Below are 17963 nucleotides of genomic sequence, written 5' to 3'. Positions count from 1 at the left end.
TTTCCTCTTACTCTTCTGAAGCGAAAGCCCCCATACCCGTTAAAAATCACGAATTTTCAAAACCATAACCGCATAATTCAACATATCTCCTTTTCTCGCTCTTATACGCGAGCGTGTGAGCAGCTAACCACATGCACTTTTCATTCATCAGGAGCAGGTGCTTTCCCTCTCTTCACTAGGTTAACCCTAAGTCGACGCCACGTTTTTCACTGCTCACTAAAAGCTTCGATCCCCTTTTCTTCTACCAAATCAAGATTCATAGTATAATAAGCAGGAAGCACTTATTTATCGTGTCACGAAAGAGGACGGTCTTCCATGCACTTTTCACATAAATACATATACTTTTTTTCAAATTAAGAAGATTGTCGAAAGGAAGAGGCCAATGTTTTTCGAACAAATGAGTATTCACCAGCACTCTTATTGGAATCCGGTTCATTCGTTTGTTTTAAGTGAAGACACCTATCCGCATTGGAATGTATTTTGTATTGAGGATGGAATGATGGAATATCAAGTAGGGGAAGAAACGGGGCAGGCAGAGTTTCCAGATCTCGTCTTTTGTCCGCCAGATTTTCCGTTGCAGCGAAAAGCCGTTACGCCTGTTACTTTTCATTTTTTTCAATTTTCAGTCCCAGTGAAAGATAAAACACTGCCCATTGGTAAGATTCATTATCCGGATAAGGAGCGATTAGCTTCTGCGTATGAGCATTTCCGCGGCATGGCTTACGAAGAGCAGGCGGACAGCAACAAATGGAAAGCTTACTTCTTGCAGGACTTATTAAATGTGTATCGCTTTCGCAAACGCAGGCCGCATCGCTCCTATTTGACCGATCATGTTAAAGACCCTGTCATCCGAGAGATCGTCTACGATATGTACGATTATGTATTTGACAAATATTCAGTGAGCGACTTTGCCAAGTCAGCCGGCTTAAGCCCTGTACAGTTTACGCGCCGCTTCAAACAAGCAGTAGGGATTAACCCGGGAGAATACATCACCCTGCTTCGCCTCCGCAAAGCAAGGGATTTATTGCTGCAAACTGACTTGACCATAGAAGACATCGCCGTCCAATGCGGCTATAGCAATGGATTTTATTTCAGCCGCATCTTTTCAAAAAAAATGCATATGACTCCTTCATTTTTCCGGGAGATTCATTGGATTTGATGGTTACAAAGCAAAGCCTGATGGGGAGGACGCGTAGGGGGTGCCACTACCATGGGCCAAATGAAAGCGGCACCCGCATTGGGCTTCGCGATTGACCCGTTAGTGGTAACGGCGATGAAGGTATTTTTAAAGAAATGATTTCGTTACCTTTCCTGCTGTTCAACCAAAAGAAGCTGGTGCAGCACCTGGTGAAAATACGTAGTAGAATGAGGGACAAAATCATGTCTACTCACTTGTCTGCTTTGAGCGTTTCGTACACCACTTGCCTGCTCCACAAAGCCACCCACCTCAATAACATCGCGCTTGGCATGCCAAAGGGCGTATACATCGGCTAGGCGAGCCCGGAATATGCCAGCCATTTCCTCTCTTTACAGCTTAAAATCTGACCACTGGAAAGGCCCCTGATAGACGTACACATTAGTGAGTTCCCGGTCTATAAATGTATCCATGCTCCCCTCCTCCTTCGCCGAGAAAGGGAGCCCTCCGGCCATGAAGACCGCCGCCCGGACCGCACGCACCCGTACTTTCCGCTGTTCCTGCGGCCTCGCACAAGCTGCCGCTCTAGTTATTTTCCAAACCGGTAAGACGGGACTCCCGGGACGTCCAATTCAACGTGGAACAAGCCGCCTGCCAGCGGTTCATCGCGCAGCTCGGCCTCACTTAGGCCGGTGCTCGCCGTCGTAATGTATAAGTCTGTCATCTCAGGACCGCCAAAGGTGCAGGAAGTTACTTTTGATACGGGCAGGTTGATTTCCCGTCCTTTTTTCTGCTTGATCGGGTCCCAGCTGATCACTTTGCCGCCGCGGAAAAAGGCGATCCAGAGCATGCCTTCTGTATCCATCGTCATGCCGTCGGGCTTCCCATTTTCCGCAGAAACATCCAGGGCCACGCGTTGATTCGATATGGCTCCGCTCGTTTTATCATAATCAAATACGTAAACCGCCTGCGTCGGGGTATCAATGAAATACATCAACTCGCGTTCGGTGTCCCAGGCCATGCCATTTGATACGGTTAGATCAGATAACACATGGGTATATTCAAAACTCTCTTCCAGTCGAAACAGATCGGCTCTGCCGGGAGTTGAGCCGAAAGCCATCGTGCCTGCCCAGAGTCTCCCGCTCGGATCACACTTCGCATCATTAAAACGGATCGATGGCTTATTGCTCATCAGCGGCACGCGTACTGTTTGTTCTTTCGTTTCCATGTCAAAAGTGGAAATCCCATTTTCTGTCGCGAGGATTAATCCGCCTGCGCTCATTGGGATGGCTGCACTGACGTGTTCTTCAAATTCATACGTTTCCCATGCGCCGCTTGCTGGTTCATACGTGTGGACGGCACATCCTTCGATATCCACCCAGTACAATACGCCAACGCGCCCATCCCAAGCCGGCCCTTCACCTAGTTTTGCCTTTGCATCAAGCACCAATTCTGCCTGCATGGTTATAACTCCTTTCGACTTCACCGTCTCGTAATTTAAGCTGCATTCCTTTCATCACACCAGTTAACACTCACAGTTTTCTGCCTGTCTATTGTTTTATTTCGTGTCAATAAAGCTCTTTTCCTGTCTATTTCACCTCAAAAGCAAGCTAAACCTTCCACTACAGACTAGGTGAAACGTTCCATTTCCGCGGCCGTATAGTAAGTAGTAAACTTATAGCAAAGGTCGGTGGCAGCAATGAAATTGGATTACATGCACCTTTTCCTACTCTTATTTGTCCTCTCAGTTGCAGGCGGGTTTGCTTTTCAAAGCGTTTATGACTACGCGATGGCGGTTGGCAGCGGGTTAGCGATTGTTTTCTTATTTGCTGCTGCTTATTGCAAAGGTCGGAAAACAGGCTAATTTTCCCTCACCTTGCCTGTGTTAGAACCCCTCCGTGCCGTGCCCTTTTTTTCCCTTCCAATAGCGGCTTTCGTGCATCACCTTCTCCCGGAAGCCATAAGAAAATCCACGTCCGGTCCTTTTCGAATGAACACTGGAAAAAATTTCATAATCTCTTCTCATTTAAAAAAACAGCAACCTGAAGTCAGCTGCTGTTCGAACTTTTTACGAGCCTAGTTTGCGAGAGTAGTGATTTCTGCGGTAATAAATGGCGTTAATTTCTGCGCCGATAACGAGAATGATCCCGGTTAAGAAAAACCAGAGCATCAAAATAATAATTCCACCGAGACTTCCATACGTAGCAGAAAAATTATCAAAGTTACTGACATACAGGGAAAAGCCCCAAGAGATCAGCTGCCATAAGGCGGTTGCGGCAATCGCTCCAGGCCAGACGTAGCGATAAGAAATCTTAAGGTTCGGGGCCCATTTATATAAGGCAGCCAGCACAAGAATCATGACGACCACGCTAATAAACCAGCGCAGAAAATGGAGCACACTTTCCGCTTGTTCCGGCAAATGGAGGATAGGTTCAACAAACGCGTACAAGTTGTCTCCAAAAATGGGAAGGATTAACGCAATAATAATCGCTGCCATGATTGCAAGCGTCAGCCCGAACGACAAGGCCCGCCCTTTAATAAAAGAACGTGCTTCCGACACGTTGTACGCTTCGTTTGTTGCTTTTATGAAAGCATTCACGCCAAGCGAAGCGGACCAAAACGCAGCGATGATGCTAAAAGTAAGAAAGCCTCCGCTTGGCGTGGTGATCACACTAATTATGGTATCTGCAAATATAGCGGTCGTTTCTGGGGGCAGCACGCTGCTTGCGATATTTATCGCCCGCTCCGGGTCTATATTTAAATACGGAAGAATGGACAAAATCAGCATCAGCATCGGCACAATCGACAGCAGATAATAAAAGGCTTGCGCCGCGCCAAGAAGAGGAACGTTATCTTCTTTAAATTCACTAACGACTTCTTTCATAAATGAAATCAAGACGGGCCCCCTCCTCTTCTTCAATTTATCCGCATGCTCTCGATTATCGCCAAACATGTCTTTATCTAAGCTTTGGATAGCGCAAGCGCAGCAAGCGATAGACATTACTCAATATCACTTTACTGACAGCATACGCCGGGATAGCCAAGATTAATCCGATTACGCCGGCTAAATTCCCAGCCAGGATCAACAGCAAAATAATCGTGAGCGGATGTACCCGCAGCTTATGCCCCATCACATTCGGAGAGATCAAATTGCTCTCAATCTGCTGAATGATTACGATAGCCAAAATAACCCATAACGCAAGAAGCGGATCCTGAAAAAGGGCCACAATCACAGCCGGAATCGTGCCGATAAACGGTCCGATAAATGGAATCAAGTTCGTAAACATCGCGATTAACGCGAGCACCATTGGGTAATCAATGCCGATGATCAAGTAGGCGATTAATGAAAGAATCCCCACACAAACACTTACAATGGCCTGGCCTTGAATATAAGCGCTCAACGTTTCATCCATATCATGAAGAATCCGTCTTCCTTCATCTTTTTGATCACTAGGGAGGAAATACAAAATATTATCCGGTAGTTTATGGGCATCTTTTAACAAAAAGAACAGCACAAAGGGCAAAACGACAATAACCATAATGACGCTAAAGATAATACTGAAAAAGTTCATCACATTTGCCCCGATATTGGAAAGAAAACCGGACATTTGATCAGTAATCATAGAAGCATCAATATCCTGCAAGTTTGCCTCTTCTTCAATATACCTCACCCATTCGCTCTCAAGCACCTGATCAATCCACTCCTGGGTATCATTTACAAACTGAGGGATATTATCGATTAAATGATTAATCTGAGCCATAAAAATGGGCCCTGCAAACATCACGATAAGCGCAACGATCCCTGAAAACAGGCCAAATATAATCAAAATCGCCAGCGGAACGGGCATTTTGATTTTCATCCAGTTTACAAGCGGGCGCAATATGTAATAAAGCACGCCCCCAATAATTAAAACCGGGGCAAGCGCACTGATCGCTACTGAAATCGGATGAAATATAAAAGGTACCATCACCGCCAGATTAATGGCGAGAAGGATTAATACAACTGAAGCTAAAAATCGAAACCACGTGGACTGTATCACAATGACATCCTCTCTAACCCTTAATTCTATTTCTATTTCCTAATTCCTCTAATTTATAGCTCTAAAACGTCTCCTCAGCTGTTTCTACAGTACTTCTAAATGTATCATGATGTATACGCAATGTAAATTTTGGAAACAACAACTATCAACATAGTTTCATAGAAAATGTGGCTCACTATACATACAAAGGAAAAGGAGCACAAACATGTTAGAAACGATTAAAGAGATAGCAATTGTATTAGGCCGCATCATCACCATTCTACCACTCTTATTGCTGCTAACCATCTATATGGGAAAACGTGCGATTGGCGAACTCCCGATATTCGACTTTTTAATCATTGTCACGCTGGGGCCGTAGTTGGCGCAGATATCGCAGACCCCGACATTCACCACCTGCCCACCGCCACTGCCATTATTGCCATCGCACTCTTACAAAAGCTCGTCGCTAAATGGAAAATCTCCAACCGCAAGATGGGACGTCTGCTAACATTTGAACCAACTGTGGTCGTTCAAGACGGGAAATTTTTACGTAGAAACCTCAAGTCCATTCGCTATTCGATTGATAATATTTTGCAAATGCTAAGGGAACAGCAAGTCTTTGATATAAGCGATGTTGAAACGGCCATTGTCGAAGCCAATGGAGCGTTAAGCGTGTTAAAAAAAACCGGCAAACAACCTATAACGAGTGAAGAAATGAACCTGCCGCCAACCAAAAGCACGATGTCCTATCCACTTATTATCGAAGGAAAACTTTATACGGACGTCCTCAGCGATTTAAACTTAAACACGTCATGGCTGAATGAAGAACTGAAGCAGCACGGCATTACTACTACAGAAGAGGTGTTTTTTGCCTCTATTAATCACAACAACGACCTCCACCTTTCCCTCTTTGACGAAAACCTGTGCGCACCACGAATTCGGAACTAACGCTCTTTAATTTTGCGAGGAAGTATTCACCATTTTGGCCTGCTTTCGCCTGCCTCGACATGGTTATGCCAACTTGTTTGTATATTTCACTATTAAACGCTCACATTAGGACAGAAGAACGGTTGGAGGTGACTGCTGGATGTCTGAACAACGCAAAGCCCCTTTGGCTCCCCATGAATCGTTGGATCTCCACGAATTGCTTAACTTGAAAACTCTCAGTTTAGCTAAGTCTAAAATGATGCAAGGTCTCGTGTTCGATCAAGACTTGCGCGCATTAATGGAAGAAGATGTGCAGCAAACCATCCAAGATATCGATCAGTTGCAAGATCTGTATACAAGAGCGCCTATTCAAGAAAAGTGAGGTGAGCGCGTGATGGAAATGGACTATTTAGATCCCGAAAATGCCGTCAATATGCCGGAGCAGACGGATATAACACTTGGGGTGGAATTTTTGATCCGCACAAAAGAAAGTGTTCGAAATACTGCAATTGCGTTAACCGAATGCACCTCTCGTGATGCTCGCATCCTTTTGCGTAAGCAGCTGCAGCAAAGTCTCATGCTTCATGACAAAGTCACTCAACTGTTGATTGAAAAAAAATGGTTTCATCCCTATGACTTACCGGAACAATATAAACTCGACCAAAAAGCGGCAGATCAGACAAAAGACATTGCTCAAATGACGTTATTCCCAGAGGACACATCCCGCAAAGGTATGTTTGATAGAAGCCCAGATCAATGACATGGGAGGAGACCAACTGATGAAAGCCGTAACCTATCAAGGCGTGAAAAATGTCGTCGTAAAAGAAGTAGCCGACCCGAAAATTGAAAAACCTGACGATATGATTATCAAACTAACGACCACCGCCATTTGCGGTTCCGACTTACACCTTATTCACGGGATGGTTCCAAATTTTCCAGAAGACTATATTATCGGCCACGAACCGATGAGGATTGTCGAAGAAACCGGGCCAGACGTCAAACACTTTAAAAAAGGCGACCGCGTTATTATCCCTTTTAACGTAAGCTGCGGCGAGTGTTATTACTGCACTCATCATTTAGAAAGCCAATGCGATAATTCGAATCCAAACGGCCAAATGGGCGCGTACTTCGGCTATTCCAATACAGCCGGCGGCTATCCTGGCGGGCAGGCTGAATACATGCGTGTACCTTATGCCAATTTCAGTGCTTTCAAGGTTCCTGATGATTCTGAAGTGGAAGATGAAAGGTTGTGTCTGATCTCAGATGCGATGACCACCGCCTTTTGGAGCGTTGAAAACGGCGGCGTTAAAGAAGGAGATACCGTCGTCGTCCTCGGCTGTGGCCCCGTCGGCCTGTTAGCGCAAAAATTCAGCTGGCTGAAAGGCGCAAACCGCGTCATCGCCGTTGACTATGTAGACTACCGTCTGCAGCACGCTAAACGCACCAACAACGTGGAAATCATCAATTTCGAACAATATGAAAGCGTAGGCAACCACATTAATGAAATCACTAAAGGCGGAGCGGACGTTGTCATTGACTGCGTAGGGATGAGCGGGAAAATGACCCCGCTGGAAAGTATAGCCTCAGGGCTGAAATTGCACGGCGGCGCAATGGGCGGACTGGTAATAGCGGCCCAGGCAGTAAGAAAAGGCGGCACCATACAAGTGACCGGAGCTTATGGCAGCAGATACAATGCCTTCCCTTTAGGGGACATTTTTCAGCGCAACGTGAACATGCGGACAGGACAAGCCCCAGTCATCCACTCTATGCCGTACATGTATCAATTAATCGCTGAAGGAAAACTGGACCCTGGTGATGTTATAACTCACGTTTTACCTCTGGAAGAGGCCAAACGAGGTTACGATATTTTCGATACGAAAACAGATGATTGCATTAAAGTGGTGTTAAAACCTTAATCCAAGGGCAGATTTAGTTCTTTTTACAGCCAAAGTACTTGTGTGGAGGTGTTATCCAATGACGAATGAATTCGCCTTGCATGAAACGTTAGAAGTACAGGAAATTGCAGCCTTTAAAACCGTCAGCTTAACAAAAGCGAAAACGATGCAGCCGTTAGTATCTGATCCGGCGTTAAAGAAAATCCTTCAGCAAGATGAAGTGAATTCAACTCGGCATGTAGAAGAATTGCGAGACTTACTGTTGAATGCAAAGGGAGATAAACATGAATAAAATCGTAGAACAGTTGACCGGCATGAATAAATTAACCGACCAAGTGCTCGCAATGGACTTGTTGATTGCTTCTAAAAGCGGGGTTAGAAATTATGCGCTGGCCGTCACAGAAACGGTCTCTCCAGAAGTAAAAGCAGTCCTGACGCAACAATTAAATGACGCTCTTGAATTGCATGAACAAATAGCGACTTATTTAGAAGAACAAAAACTATACCATCCTTATGATGTAGACGCCCAGACCCATCTTACATTAGAGAACATCCAGACAGCAGTGGAGCTCCAATCCCCTAGTGATTCCTAAACGACTCACTTATCATGCCTCCTCCCCCTTATGTAACGTTCTACTTTTCTTTATCCTGCTAAAAAAATCGTCTTACTCGCTGTCACGGCAAAGTTGCAAGCCAATCGTCTTTTCTTGCTTCTTTCTCAACTCTACAATTCAGATCCTATAGAATTTTTGAGGAAAAAGGAGAAATAACGAGCATATATCATATGACATCCGCTTTCATAGAATATGTTTTCGTTTTCATGAAAACTGAAGCGTTTTGCGCGTTTGCTAAAAAAAGCGCATAATAAAGCCATACTCGTTAGGAAAGAAGGGAATCAATTGAAAAAATTCTTTGCCGCTGTGATGGAGACGATTAACGAGGCTATGGAACTTAAAAAGAATTATGAAAAAGACTTTTACGTTGACTAAATGATAGAATATATTGTTTAAATGAACTATACATTTTACTTCTAATTCAACCTACCTCTTAACCATATTTTCATACCTTTTAGATTTGACGAACATCTATCCCCAGCAAGCAGTCCAGACTGCCTGCCGGGGATTTTATTTTGTTTCATTACCCTTACATCAAGCCTATAAACACCAACTCCTTTCCTATATTATCCACCCTACTAATGTCCCGTTATTATACATACCGCAAAACAAAGGAGCTTCTCTTCTCCTCTCTTCATTTTAGAAATACGTGTTTAGAAAGTAAGTGAGTACGAAGACTTCATTGACCATTTCACCCAGATCGGATATACTTTAAATGAAAATGATTATCATTCCGAACTGAGTTGAGGTGTTTATGGATGGTCGATCTTCAAGCTGAGCAATTGAGTGTGTCGTACCAGACCCGGTCCATTATCGAGGACTTGTCGCTTTCCTTTCCGTCTGAACAAATCACAACAATTATCGGCCCAAATGGCTGTGGCAAGTCGACCTTGCTAAAAAGTTTAGCCCGGTTGCTCTCCCCTACTGCAGGGACAGTATATATTAAAGGTGAGGACCTTCAAGCCGTTAAAAGAAAAGCGCTTGCCCAAATGCTGGGCATGCTCTCCCAATCTCCCGAGCAGCCCGAAGGCCTTAGTGTATATCAGCTCGTCGCTTACGGGAGATACCCTCACCGCAAACGAATAGGCAAATTAACAGATAATGATCATGCTGTCATCTCTCAATCTCTTCAAGACACTGGTTTGATCGACTTTAAAGACCGGAATATTGAAGAGCTATCGGGCGGTCAACGACAACGGGCCTGGATCGCCATGGCACTTGCCCAAGAAACAGATATATTACTGTTGGATGAGCCTACCACGTACTTAGATATGACCCATCAATTAGAGATTTTGCTACTATTGCAGTCATTAAACCGGACAAAAAAACGGACCGTCATAATGGTGTTGCATGACCTTAATCATGCCTCAAGATTTTCCGACCAGCTGGTAGCGATGAAGAACGGAGAAGTTCTTTGTATGGGCACGCCTGAAGAAGTCGTCTGTCCTGTGGTGTTGCGCAGTGTTTTTGGTATTGAAGCTCAAATTGTCCAGGACCCAAGCAGCGGAGCACCGCTCTGTATGACCTATGATATTGCGAATCCTCAAAACATCCAACATTCTGAGCAGGCAGAACGGCAGGTGGCAGCAACATGACGATGACCGCCCTTGACGCTAGACAACTCTTAAACCTCGACTATTGTTTTAGTGATGAAAAGGTCAAGCAGACGGCTTACCGTTTACCTGTACGTGAATTATTCACAGCTGCCGGGGCGGCCTCATTTCTGGAGGCGTATACAGCCCAGATAGGAAAGACCTCAGAAGACCTAGATGCCGCAGCCATGTTTTGGGCCGTACGCAGCAGCAAGTGGTTCACATACCTTCATTGGTGTCAGACCAGTGGCCAACAAGTGGACCCAAATGAATGGATCGTTGTTTTGCTCCCCAATCAACATCCAAAAAAAGAACCGGTGTTAACTTATATTTATACCCCGCAACCCGCCCAGGCTGAAGTAGTGAGCTCCGTTGTAGACACTACCTTAGCTTCTTTATATGTAACGGTGATCTCTCCCCTCCTCCAGCAAATCGCTGCACAAGCACACGTAAAAAGTGAGCAGCTCTGGGGACAGCTTGATATTGGTATTTCGAATGGTTTTAAAACGTTTCGCGATGATGAAGCGCTCGAATCCAGGCTACAGCGGGAGTGGAAACATATAAAAGAGACGGCTCCTGCTTTCACGTTTTTAGAAGTTGAATCTCCGTTCCCTTTTGCCCTTCAGTCCATTCCGGCAAAAAAAGGAGAAGGGATGACAACGACGAAGCCTTCTTGTTGCTTGGCTTACAAAACCATTCATGACAGCCAATGCTACCGCTGTCCGAAACTGAGTAAGCAAGAACGGGAAAAAAAGCGCATCTCTCCTGCGTCCGTGCAATAAAGAAGCGATGGTTGCTTTTCAAACCATCGCTTCTTTAGTATTTATGATTTTATCGTGCGCTTTAAAAACCAGAAGAAAAAGGGCGCGCCGATTAAGGTAACGATAATCCCTGATGGTATTTCAGCAGGAGCAAGTATTAACCGGCCAATAGCATCAGCTGCCATCAGCAAGCTTCCGCCAAATAAAGCAGAAAGAAAGATTCCTTTTTGGTGATTAGGCCCAACAACAAAGCGGGCTAAATGAGGCGCAACCAAACCGACAAATCCGATCGTCCCCACAGCTGATACGGCAAAAGACGTTCCAAGAGTTGCCAATACAATCGCCATCCACCTCGTCTGGCTTAAATTAAGCCCGAGACTCGCAGCATTGGCATCCCCTAATGACAGCATATTTAATCGTTCTGCTAGTAAATAAGCGAGCGGTACCATCACGATCAATGGAACAACTAGATACGTGTAAACTTCACTAAACCCTGAGCCATATGTGCTCCCGGATAACCAGGTCAACGCGACCGCCGCATTTACGTTAAAGCGAGTAATTAACACTTGCGTAATCGCGCTTCCCAGTGCAGAAACCGCTATTCCCATCAACACTAAGACCGCCGGATGATAATCGAACCGTTTCCCAAACAGCATCACCACACCTATGGAAAGAAAAGCCCCAATAAAAGCCCCGAGCGGCAGCCAGGCGGCGCCCAATCCACTGACAAACAGCAAGATAATGGCCCCGGCACCGGCCCCGCCAGTAACACCTAATACCGAAGGATCTGCTAAGGGATTGCGGAGCACCCCTTGAAACAACAGGCCACTGACCGCAAGCAACGCCCCAGCCAAACAAGCGGCCAGCAAACGGCCGGCCCGCATTTCCAACAGCATAACATAACCGCTGTGTTCAGCTGGCTGCAAGATAGCGCGCACTGTATCTCTCCACTCAAACCCTTGACTGCCTACCATTAATCCGGCTATAAAGACGACCACTGTCATGACGCACACGCCAAGTAACAACACAATATAAGGAAAGCGCAGCTGAATCGTTTTGAAACCGAAGCCTGTCTTTGAGTGCAGCAAGCTGGAAAATGAATCTTGATAGCGATACAGCAGCCAAATAAGCCACGGCGCTCCTAATAAAGCGGTAATAGAGCCGACCGGCAGTTCCGTTAAGGACGGATCAAGCCACCTTCCAAGCACATCAGCTCCTACTAAAATGACTGCGCCCCAAATACTAGCTAAAGCAAATAAGAGAAAATGCCGTTTAAACCCGAGCATCCGAATAATGTGCGGCGTAATCAGGCCTACAAATCCTATCGGACCTGTCACACTGACTGTAGCTGCAGTTAACAACACCGCCAATACAAACAGCAACGTTTTCAAGCGATTCGTGTGCACGCCGAGAAGTTCAGAACGCGTAGAACCAATCAATAATAAATCGATTGAAACCACCCACATAAAAGCGATAAGCATCACTATAACAACGACCGGCAACAAAAAGAGAAAGCCGCTCCAGTCATCTTGGACCAGGCTCCCATTGCCCCATAAGAATAAACCTGCTGTTTCATATTCAAAGAAAATTTGCAAAGCCGATGTCAGTGAGGAAAAGGTCAGGGTTAACACCATTCCGGCCAGCGCCATGCGGACAGGATGGGCTGTGAGACCGCCGGCCAATATAAACACCAGCACAGCCGTAAGAATACCGCCAAGAAAAGCATACATAAAACCACTCAGCGCAAAACCGCCAAAGCCGGTAACCGTTCCAATAATGACAAAAAAATAAGCACCGGCGTTTACCCCTAACGTCCCCGGAGCGGCTAACGGATTCTGAGTTAACGTTTGAAACAAAATACCTGCCATAGCGAGAGCCATGCCCGCCCCAATTGCAACAGCAATTCTAGGCAAATACAGCGACCATACCATTTCATGATGAATCGTTGACCGCTCACCGCTAAGCACTTCATACATAAAGGAGAACGTAAGCTCAATATTATTTTGCGCTAAATGCAGCCAAGCCAATAACAAGAGGAAGGCCGCCCCTCCGACAAAAAGGAATGCGGCCCTGCCTTGATGCTGTTTGAAGCTCATGTGAAAAGCTCCTTTTATTCATTGATTAACGTTTCGGTTAATTGTTCAGCAAACACTTGAGCGGAGAGAGGACCACCAAACGTCCACGTATCACCCGGCAGGCCGTGTATGCGCTCATTCTCTACAAAATCCAACTGCTCCCACACGGCATTGCCGTCAAGCTGATCATTAAACACATCATCCTCTTCTTGAACGATGTAGACAAAGCGGGCATCCTGGTAAGGTTCCAACGCGTCTACGTTGGTTTCTGTATACCCATACGGCTCAAAGCTCTCCGCCTCAAAGCTGTTGTTGAGCTCAAGCTCTTCCATGATACGCACGGCAAGCGAATTGTCGGTAAACAATCGAATCGTCGCTGTATCGTTTGCGCTAAACGCCTGTGATAACACAATATCCTCCCCGTCTAAACCTGCTCCTTCCAGCTCAGCAGCATAGGTTTCATAAGATTCTTCCACATCTGCCAGAATCTCTTCTGCTTCATTTTCTTTGGCTAAGACCTGAGCCATTTCCAGAAACGTAGATTCCATTTCTTCGTACTGGTCCCCTTCTTCTTCCCCAGGATAAGGGTCAAACATTGCAGTCGGAGCGATATCATTCAATTGGTCTTCCAAGCCCTCATGCCGGTCTGCCGCCGTAATAATAAGATCAGGCTCCAAGCGCGCTATCTCTTCAATGCTTGGCTCCTGCCTCGTGCCAACATCGACGACATCGTCATCAAACTGCGGCTCGATATTCACCCATTCATGATAGCCGTCCATATCAGCTACCCCTACAGGTTGGGTATCAAGAGCGAGTAAATTCTCCGCATATACCCATTCCAAAGCTACAATGCGCTCCGGTGGCTCATCCAACTTCTCTTCTCCCAACGCATGTTCAATCGTAACTTCTCCACTCTCTTCACTTTCTTCACCCTCGGCTTCCATACCATTCTCTTCTGTTTCATCTTCCTCTTGGTTGTCAGCACAAGCTCCTAACAACACGAGCGCAGACACCAACAACCCCGTTGTAATTTTCATCTTTATGTATCCTCCTACTATTTAATTGATATAGATTATCATTATCAATATTATAATACTAACAATGAGAATGAATATCAATACCAAAACCACATTTATTCTCTGCACTGCCCCTCCAAAAAGAAGCTGTCTAAAAAGGTTCACTTAGGAAATCCAAATGCAATTGGAATATGCGACGCTTCAGCTAGAAAACGGGCAGAACCTCTACATAACTACTTATCGTTTAGCAATCAACTTCTACTCGTACTATATTATGGATAACATGGTTGCTGACGTTTACGTAAACGCTCGCTCCGGGGAAGTCGGTAATCCGCTTCGAGCAGTGCCTGCGGAAGGCAGTTAAGTATGAGTGGGGGTCAGTATTGATAATTGCTTATAATTGAAGTATAGTAGTGTTACATGAAGTAGAGGAGGGTTATTAAAAATGATGCATGCCGGAAGATTACGCCAACAACCTTTGAACACGAAGTAACTTCATATGTTCAAGGGCTCTGTTTTCATAAAACAGAGTAAACGGGAGTAGTCTGCACATTTTTAATAATCTTCAACGGGAAAGTATACACTTTTTTACGTGAAGAGAGGCAGATATACATCTGTCTTTTTTTCGTATGTCTTTTTGTTCATGCAAAGAGAGACGTCTAGTTGTTATAGTCTCGTTTACTCCTACCCACAGACAGCAGCCGGTCTGTGGGTATTTATGGTTACATCCCTTATTGATTAAGATGAAAACCGGCTTTTTCGCCTTAGAAGATCACCCTAAAATGATCAGTAGGAGGAACTAAACATGAATACACGTAAAGTAAAACAAGTAGCAACTAGTAACGGACTAGATATTCTAGAAGATACGATAACAATCAATGAGTCTGGTGTTGACTTTCTAGTCGCACATGCTAAAGACCGAAACGGTGAGAAATGGCTGCTGAGGATTTCACGCAGACCAGAATCGATGAGACATGCCCGGCCAGAGAAAAAAGCATTAGATATCATTAATAACTATGCTAGCTTCCAAGCTCCCGACTGGTCTATCTTCGCAGAAGACTTCATTGCCTATAAACAGCTAAGTGGAGTTCCTGCCGCTACCATTGATATGGAACAACAAGACTATGTATGGAGTTTTGATGAAAGCAATATACCGTCCGAATATTATCACTCCTTAGGTAAAGCTCTAGCAGACTTACACGCATTACCTCAGCAAGCATTCAAACATACCGGGGTTGAAATGCTTCGTGCCAGTGAGATAAGAACCTCTATGAAACAACGAATGGAACGGGTGCAAGAACAATACGAGGTTAATCAATCGTTATGGGAGCGCTGGCAGGCATGGCTGGCTGATGATTCTCTTTGGCCAGCTCATACCGGGGTGAAACACGGAGACCTCCATCCAGGTCATATCCTTATTGACCAGAACAATTATGTGACCGGCTTAATTGATTGGACAGAAGTAGGGATAGCTGATGTGTCGGTAGATTTCATGTCGCACTACCTACTCTTTGGTAAAGAAGGACTGAAAACGTTAATTGACGCGTATGACAACGCCGGGGGTAAAACGTGGGCCCGCATGGAAGAGCACATCGTTGAACTCCTCTCAACAAGCGGCATCACTGTTGCCGAATATGCGCAAGTCTCAGGCCTGAAAGAGATGCATGAGGCAGCCGCCCACATGCTTGCACATGAAAGTTAAGGAACGTAACGAGTCGTTAAGCTGCGCTTAACGACTCGTTTTGTGTATATGTAACCTTTTATGAAGCGTCTATCGTCTTCTTTCATCTCTTCCTGTCTTCAGTGTAAATCAGCATCGGGACCTTCCTGATTACATGCGGCCAGCACCGTCTCTACGAGAAGATCAGCTCCTGTTAAAAGCGCTTTTCGCTCAAAGGTCATATTCGCATCATGCAAGCCAGGTGCTAAATTAGCCCCCAGTCCGATCATAGCTGCTTTTAAATGCGGCCGTTTAATCGTATAAAAATGAAAATCATCACCGCCGCTAGTCACCAGCCTGGGTGCTACCGCCTCCGGCCCCATGACCCGCTCAATCGCAGCCCGTGTCTTCTGTTCAGCTTCCTCGCTAATTTGAGCGGCAGCAATCATTCCGGCCGGTTTTAGCTCGATCTCAATATCGTTTCGTGTTGCCGTATACGCAATCAATCGTTTCAGCTCTTTTTGCATATAATCCATCCACGCATTGTCCTGACTGCGCAGGTCGACGCTAAAGGTTGCGTTTCCTGGTATAATGTTCGGACTCTCTCCCCCGGCTTGGAAGCGGGTCAACTTCAAACTATGTGGAACTTGCGGATCCACATGAACCGCCGCCAGCTGCTGATTAATTTCAGCTCCTACTTCAATCGCGTTCGCACCCAAATGGGGTCTCCCTCCGTGAATATCCCGACCTTTGATCTCCCCTTCAAAAAACGCCGCCGAACCGTGGCTAATCGAGACCGAAGCCTTTCCATATGGCAATTCATTTTCCGGACGCATATGCAGGCCAAACAAATAATCGAGCTCGTCCACCACTCCTTTCTCCACTAGCGCAAGCGCCCCCGTCGCTTTTTCTTCAGCCGGCTGATAAATGAGCTTCACCGTTCCCACAAGGTCCGGTTCCAACTCTTTAAGAAGGTAGGCCGCAGCCGTTACCATCGTCATATGCCCGTCATGGCCGCAGGAATGATTAGCCTGATAAACACCGTCCACTTCCTGCATCAGAGCATCCATATCCGCTCGCAGCCCAACAATTGGCCTTCCACTCCCAATCGTAGCTGTAAGTCCCGGTATATCACCAAACGTCTCCACCTGTATCCCTGCCGCTTCCAGCTCATGCTGAATATAATTCGTCGTTTCCCACTCACTCCAGCTCGGCTCAGGATGCACATGTAAATGATGAAACCACGCGTAGATCTTATTTTCTATACTCGTAGCCCGCATACAAGCCCCCTCCCTTCTTCTACTTAACATCCCTAGTTTACCAGAATTTTCGAAATTAGGAGACGGGAAAAGTTGCTTTTGGCAAATGAAGGGCTTAGAAGGGCAAGAGCGTAGAACAAGGGATCATGTTGTGGTTTTATCAACTCTATAGAGAAGGGTTAATTAACAAAGGGACAATAATCCTTAGCACCCTTGTTAGTATCCATTTCAGGAAATTTAGTGTAGATGGTTTGCTCTGATAAATCTGTATGAACATCTGAAAAGGCAGGGCTGTTCTCTTTAATTGTAGATTGGTCATAGTTGATAACGTTCATTGTTAAAACAGTTGAATATTTCATAGCTTTATACATTAAATGCTTAATCCCATTACGAGCAGCATAATGGCCACCATAATTGGTCCAATGTATTTCATTTTCGCGAATAATCACAATTAATTCATCGAAAAAATCAGCCTGTTGGTAAATAGGAGTAGGCATAGCCATGCCACTAACAAGATATAGTCTATTATTTTTTCTCTCATCAATAAAATCTATGTCCGGGTCTAGCCTTGTCCCCTTCGTCATGGGGTAGCTTATACATGATAAATTACTTTCCATCTTAAACCCGCCTTGCGCTTTTCCTATTTCTATTCCTTTAGCCTGTACGGCTCTAACTCATACGTCTTCTTTCTTCTTCCACCACGGTAATGATTTTTTCCAATAGACTTCCGTTCCTTTCAAGTGTCTTCCTTTGCTCGTCGAATTCAACCGCTCACGCCCGTCTTGTTTAATGTCTCATAGAAAAGGGTAGAAATGACGGGGTTGTATAGGCTGGAAGGGAAAGCTGCCATAGGTGGTTTTCCTGCTGTGTTTTATGGAGGATCATGCTCGGTAGATGCTCTGGTTACAAGGTTAGGACCTCTTGTCTTCTTCTCAATCGACGGTCTTAATTGAGCCTATACGGTCTACCCTGTAAAATACATAGTAGAAAATGAGCGAGAGTATAGGTTG

At 45.4% G+C, this 17963-nt stretch carries 19 protein-coding genes and 1 pseudogene; 12 read left to right on the top strand and 8 right to left on the bottom strand.

Going from position 1 to position 17963, the window contains the following annotated elements; all coding sequences use genetic code 11:
• The first annotated feature begins 382 nt into the window (after nucleotides 1-382).
• A complete protein-coding gene (locus D469_RS0117020; RefSeq protein WP_018924594.1) occupies nucleotides 383-1159 on the top strand; it encodes a helix-turn-helix domain-containing protein in 777 nt (258 codons plus the stop codon).
• Between the two features lie 143 nt (nucleotides 1160-1302).
• Here D469_RS0117020 and D469_RS0117010 read toward each other — a convergent pair whose 3' ends face one another.
• Nucleotides 1303-1518: a hypothetical protein gene (locus D469_RS0117010; RefSeq protein ID WP_018924593.1), complete on the bottom strand. Its 216-nt coding sequence runs from the start codon at nucleotides 1516-1518 to the stop codon at nucleotides 1303-1305.
• A 206-nt stretch (nucleotides 1519-1724) separates the two neighbouring features.
• Entirely contained in the window at nucleotides 1725-2597 is an 873-nt protein-coding gene (locus tag D469_RS0117000; RefSeq protein ID WP_018924592.1) for an SMP-30/gluconolactonase/LRE family protein, read from the bottom strand.
• A gap of 237 nt (nucleotides 2598-2834) precedes the next feature.
• On the opposite strand from D469_RS0117000, the gene D469_RS22200 reads away from it, so the two are divergent.
• Entirely contained in the window at nucleotides 2835-2999 is a 165-nt protein-coding gene (locus D469_RS22200) for a hypothetical protein (RefSeq protein ID WP_018924591.1), read from the top strand.
• A 204-nt stretch (nucleotides 3000-3203) separates the two neighbouring features.
• On the opposite strand, the gene D469_RS0116990 is transcribed toward D469_RS22200, so the two are convergent.
• Together D469_RS0116990 and D469_RS0116985 are read right to left on the bottom strand one after the other, a co-directional pair.
• Nucleotides 3204-4031: a YhjD/YihY/BrkB family envelope integrity protein gene (locus tag D469_RS0116990; RefSeq protein ID WP_018924590.1), complete on the bottom strand. Its 828-nt coding sequence runs from the start codon at nucleotides 4029-4031 to the stop codon at nucleotides 3204-3206.
• A gap of 61 nt (nucleotides 4032-4092) precedes the next feature.
• On the bottom strand, nucleotides 4093-5175 hold the full coding sequence (locus D469_RS0116985; protein WP_018924589.1) for an AI-2E family transporter: 1083 nt from the start codon (nucleotides 5173-5175) through the stop codon (nucleotides 4093-4095).
• 205 nt (nucleotides 5176-5380) lie between these two features.
• On the opposite strand from D469_RS0116985, the pseudogene D469_RS20700 reads away from it, so the two are divergent.
• From D469_RS20700 to D469_RS0116940, 8 genes and pseudogenes are all read left to right on the top strand, one after another.
• Nucleotides 5381-6102, top strand: a pseudogene (locus D469_RS20700) (DUF421 domain-containing protein).
• 139 nt (nucleotides 6103-6241) lie between these two features.
• The gene (locus D469_RS0116975; RefSeq protein ID WP_018924588.1) at nucleotides 6242-6463 is read left to right on the top strand and encodes a hypothetical protein; all 222 of its coding nucleotides are present in this window, start codon (nucleotides 6242-6244) and stop codon (nucleotides 6461-6463) included.
• Nucleotides 6464-6475: 12 nt separating this feature from the next.
• A complete protein-coding gene (locus D469_RS0116970; protein WP_018924587.1) occupies nucleotides 6476-6841 on the top strand; it encodes a spore coat protein in 366 nt (121 codons plus the stop codon).
• A gap of 19 nt (nucleotides 6842-6860) precedes the next feature.
• The gene (locus D469_RS0116965; protein ID WP_018924586.1) at nucleotides 6861-7997 is read left to right on the top strand and encodes a zinc-dependent alcohol dehydrogenase; all 1137 of its coding nucleotides are present in this window, start codon (nucleotides 6861-6863) and stop codon (nucleotides 7995-7997) included.
• Between the two features lie 58 nt (nucleotides 7998-8055).
• A complete protein-coding gene (locus D469_RS0116960; protein WP_018924585.1) occupies nucleotides 8056-8268 on the top strand; it encodes a hypothetical protein in 213 nt (70 codons plus the stop codon).
• Nucleotides 8261-8569 carry a spore coat protein gene (locus tag D469_RS0116955; RefSeq protein ID WP_018924584.1) on the top strand — a complete coding sequence of 103 codons (309 nt, stop codon included), beginning with the start codon at nucleotides 8261-8263 and terminating at the stop codon, nucleotides 8567-8569. The genes D469_RS0116960 and D469_RS0116955 overlap by 8 nt, the downstream gene beginning before the upstream one ends.
• A 779-nt stretch (nucleotides 8570-9348) precedes the next feature.
• The gene (locus D469_RS0116945; protein WP_018924582.1) at nucleotides 9349-10185 is read left to right on the top strand and encodes an ABC transporter ATP-binding protein; all 837 of its coding nucleotides are present in this window, start codon (nucleotides 9349-9351) and stop codon (nucleotides 10183-10185) included.
• On the top strand, nucleotides 10182-10964 hold the full coding sequence (locus D469_RS0116940; RefSeq protein ID WP_018924581.1) for a hypothetical protein: 783 nt from the start codon (nucleotides 10182-10184) through the stop codon (nucleotides 10962-10964). The genes D469_RS0116945 and D469_RS0116940 overlap by 4 nt, the downstream gene beginning before the upstream one ends.
• 41 nt (nucleotides 10965-11005) lie before the next feature.
• On the opposite strand, the gene D469_RS0116935 is transcribed toward D469_RS0116940, so the two are convergent.
• Together D469_RS0116935 and D469_RS0116930 are read right to left on the bottom strand one after the other, a co-directional pair.
• Nucleotides 11006-13039, bottom strand: a complete 2034-nt coding sequence (locus D469_RS0116935; protein WP_018924580.1) for an iron ABC transporter permease — start codon at nucleotides 13037-13039, stop codon at nucleotides 11006-11008.
• Between the two features lie 14 nt (nucleotides 13040-13053).
• On the bottom strand, nucleotides 13054-14055 hold the full coding sequence (locus D469_RS0116930; protein ID WP_018924579.1) for an ABC transporter substrate-binding protein: 1002 nt from the start codon (nucleotides 14053-14055) through the stop codon (nucleotides 13054-13056).
• Nucleotides 14056-14212: 157 nt separating this feature from the next.
• Between D469_RS0116930 and D469_RS0116925 the strand changes: the two genes are divergently transcribed.
• A complete protein-coding gene (locus D469_RS0116925) occupies nucleotides 14213-14398 on the top strand; it encodes a hypothetical protein (protein ID WP_018924578.1) in 186 nt (61 codons plus the stop codon).
• Nucleotides 14399-14839: 441 nt separating this feature from the next.
• Complete coding sequence (locus D469_RS0116920; RefSeq protein WP_018924577.1) at nucleotides 14840-15736, top strand: macrolide 2'-phosphotransferase; 897 nt, start codon at nucleotides 14840-14842, stop codon at nucleotides 15734-15736.
• Nucleotides 15737-15834: 98 nt separating this feature from the next.
• Here the strand turns inward: D469_RS0116920 and D469_RS0116915 are convergent, their stop codons facing one another.
• Together D469_RS0116915 and D469_RS0116910 are read right to left on the bottom strand one after the other, a co-directional pair.
• Complete coding sequence (locus tag D469_RS0116915; protein ID WP_018924576.1) at nucleotides 15835-16974, bottom strand: amidohydrolase; 1140 nt, start codon at nucleotides 16972-16974, stop codon at nucleotides 15835-15837.
• Nucleotides 16975-17132: 158 nt separating this feature from the next.
• Nucleotides 17133-17570, bottom strand: coding sequence for a hypothetical protein (locus D469_RS0116910; RefSeq protein WP_018924575.1), 438 nt, complete (start codon nucleotides 17568-17570; stop codon nucleotides 17133-17135).
• Nucleotides 17571-17963 lie beyond the last annotated feature (393 nt).

Origin of the sequence: Salsuginibacillus kocurii DSM 18087, assembly GCF_000377705.1 — a bacterium.
GTDB lineage: Bacteria > Bacillota > Bacilli > Bacillales > Marinococcaceae > Salsuginibacillus > Salsuginibacillus kocurii.
The sequence above is the reverse complement of the archived record's forward strand: the minus strand, read 5'-3'. Positions and strand labels throughout refer to the sequence as shown.

Bases quoted from the DNA above. Each gene is read 5' to 3' on its own strand.
- D469_RS0117020 (WP_018924594.1), top strand. From the start codon at position 383: ATGTTTTTCGAACAAATGAGTATTCACCAGCACTCTTATTGGAATCCG.
- D469_RS0117010 (WP_018924593.1), bottom strand. From the start codon at position 1,518: ATGGCTGGCATATTCCGGGCTCGCCTAGCCGATGTATACGCCCTTTGG.
- D469_RS0117000 (WP_018924592.1), bottom strand. From the start codon at position 2,597: ATGCAGGCAGAATTGGTGCTTGATGCAAAGGCAAAACTAGGTGAAGGG.
- D469_RS22200 (WP_018924591.1), top strand. From the start codon at position 2,835: ATGAAATTGGATTACATGCACCTTTTCCTACTCTTATTTGTCCTCTCA.
- D469_RS0116975 (WP_018924588.1), top strand. From the start codon at position 6,242: ATGTCTGAACAACGCAAAGCCCCTTTGGCTCCCCATGAATCGTTGGAT.
- D469_RS0116970 (WP_018924587.1), top strand. From the start codon at position 6,476: ATGGAAATGGACTATTTAGATCCCGAAAATGCCGTCAATATGCCGGAG.
- D469_RS0116965 (WP_018924586.1), top strand. From the start codon at position 6,861: ATGAAAGCCGTAACCTATCAAGGCGTGAAAAATGTCGTCGTAAAAGAA.
- D469_RS0116960 (WP_018924585.1), top strand. From the start codon at position 8,056: ATGACGAATGAATTCGCCTTGCATGAAACGTTAGAAGTACAGGAAATT.
- D469_RS0116955 (WP_018924584.1), top strand. From the start codon at position 8,261: ATGAATAAAATCGTAGAACAGTTGACCGGCATGAATAAATTAACCGAC.
- D469_RS0116945 (WP_018924582.1), top strand. From the start codon at position 9,349: ATGGTCGATCTTCAAGCTGAGCAATTGAGTGTGTCGTACCAGACCCGG.
- D469_RS0116940 (WP_018924581.1), top strand. From the start codon at position 10,182: ATGACGATGACCGCCCTTGACGCTAGACAACTCTTAAACCTCGACTAT.
- D469_RS0116935 (WP_018924580.1), bottom strand. From the start codon at position 13,039: ATGAGCTTCAAACAGCATCAAGGCAGGGCCGCATTCCTTTTTGTCGGA.
- D469_RS0116930 (WP_018924579.1), bottom strand. From the start codon at position 14,055: ATGAAAATTACAACGGGGTTGTTGGTGTCTGCGCTCGTGTTGTTAGGA.
- D469_RS0116925 (WP_018924578.1), top strand. From the start codon at position 14,213: ATGCAATTGGAATATGCGACGCTTCAGCTAGAAAACGGGCAGAACCTC.
- D469_RS0116920 (WP_018924577.1), top strand. From the start codon at position 14,840: ATGAATACACGTAAAGTAAAACAAGTAGCAACTAGTAACGGACTAGAT.
- D469_RS0116915 (WP_018924576.1), bottom strand. From the start codon at position 16,974: ATGCGGGCTACGAGTATAGAAAATAAGATCTACGCGTGGTTTCATCAT.
- D469_RS0116910 (WP_018924575.1), bottom strand. From the start codon at position 17,570: ATGGAAAGTAATTTATCATGTATAAGCTACCCCATGACGAAGGGGACA.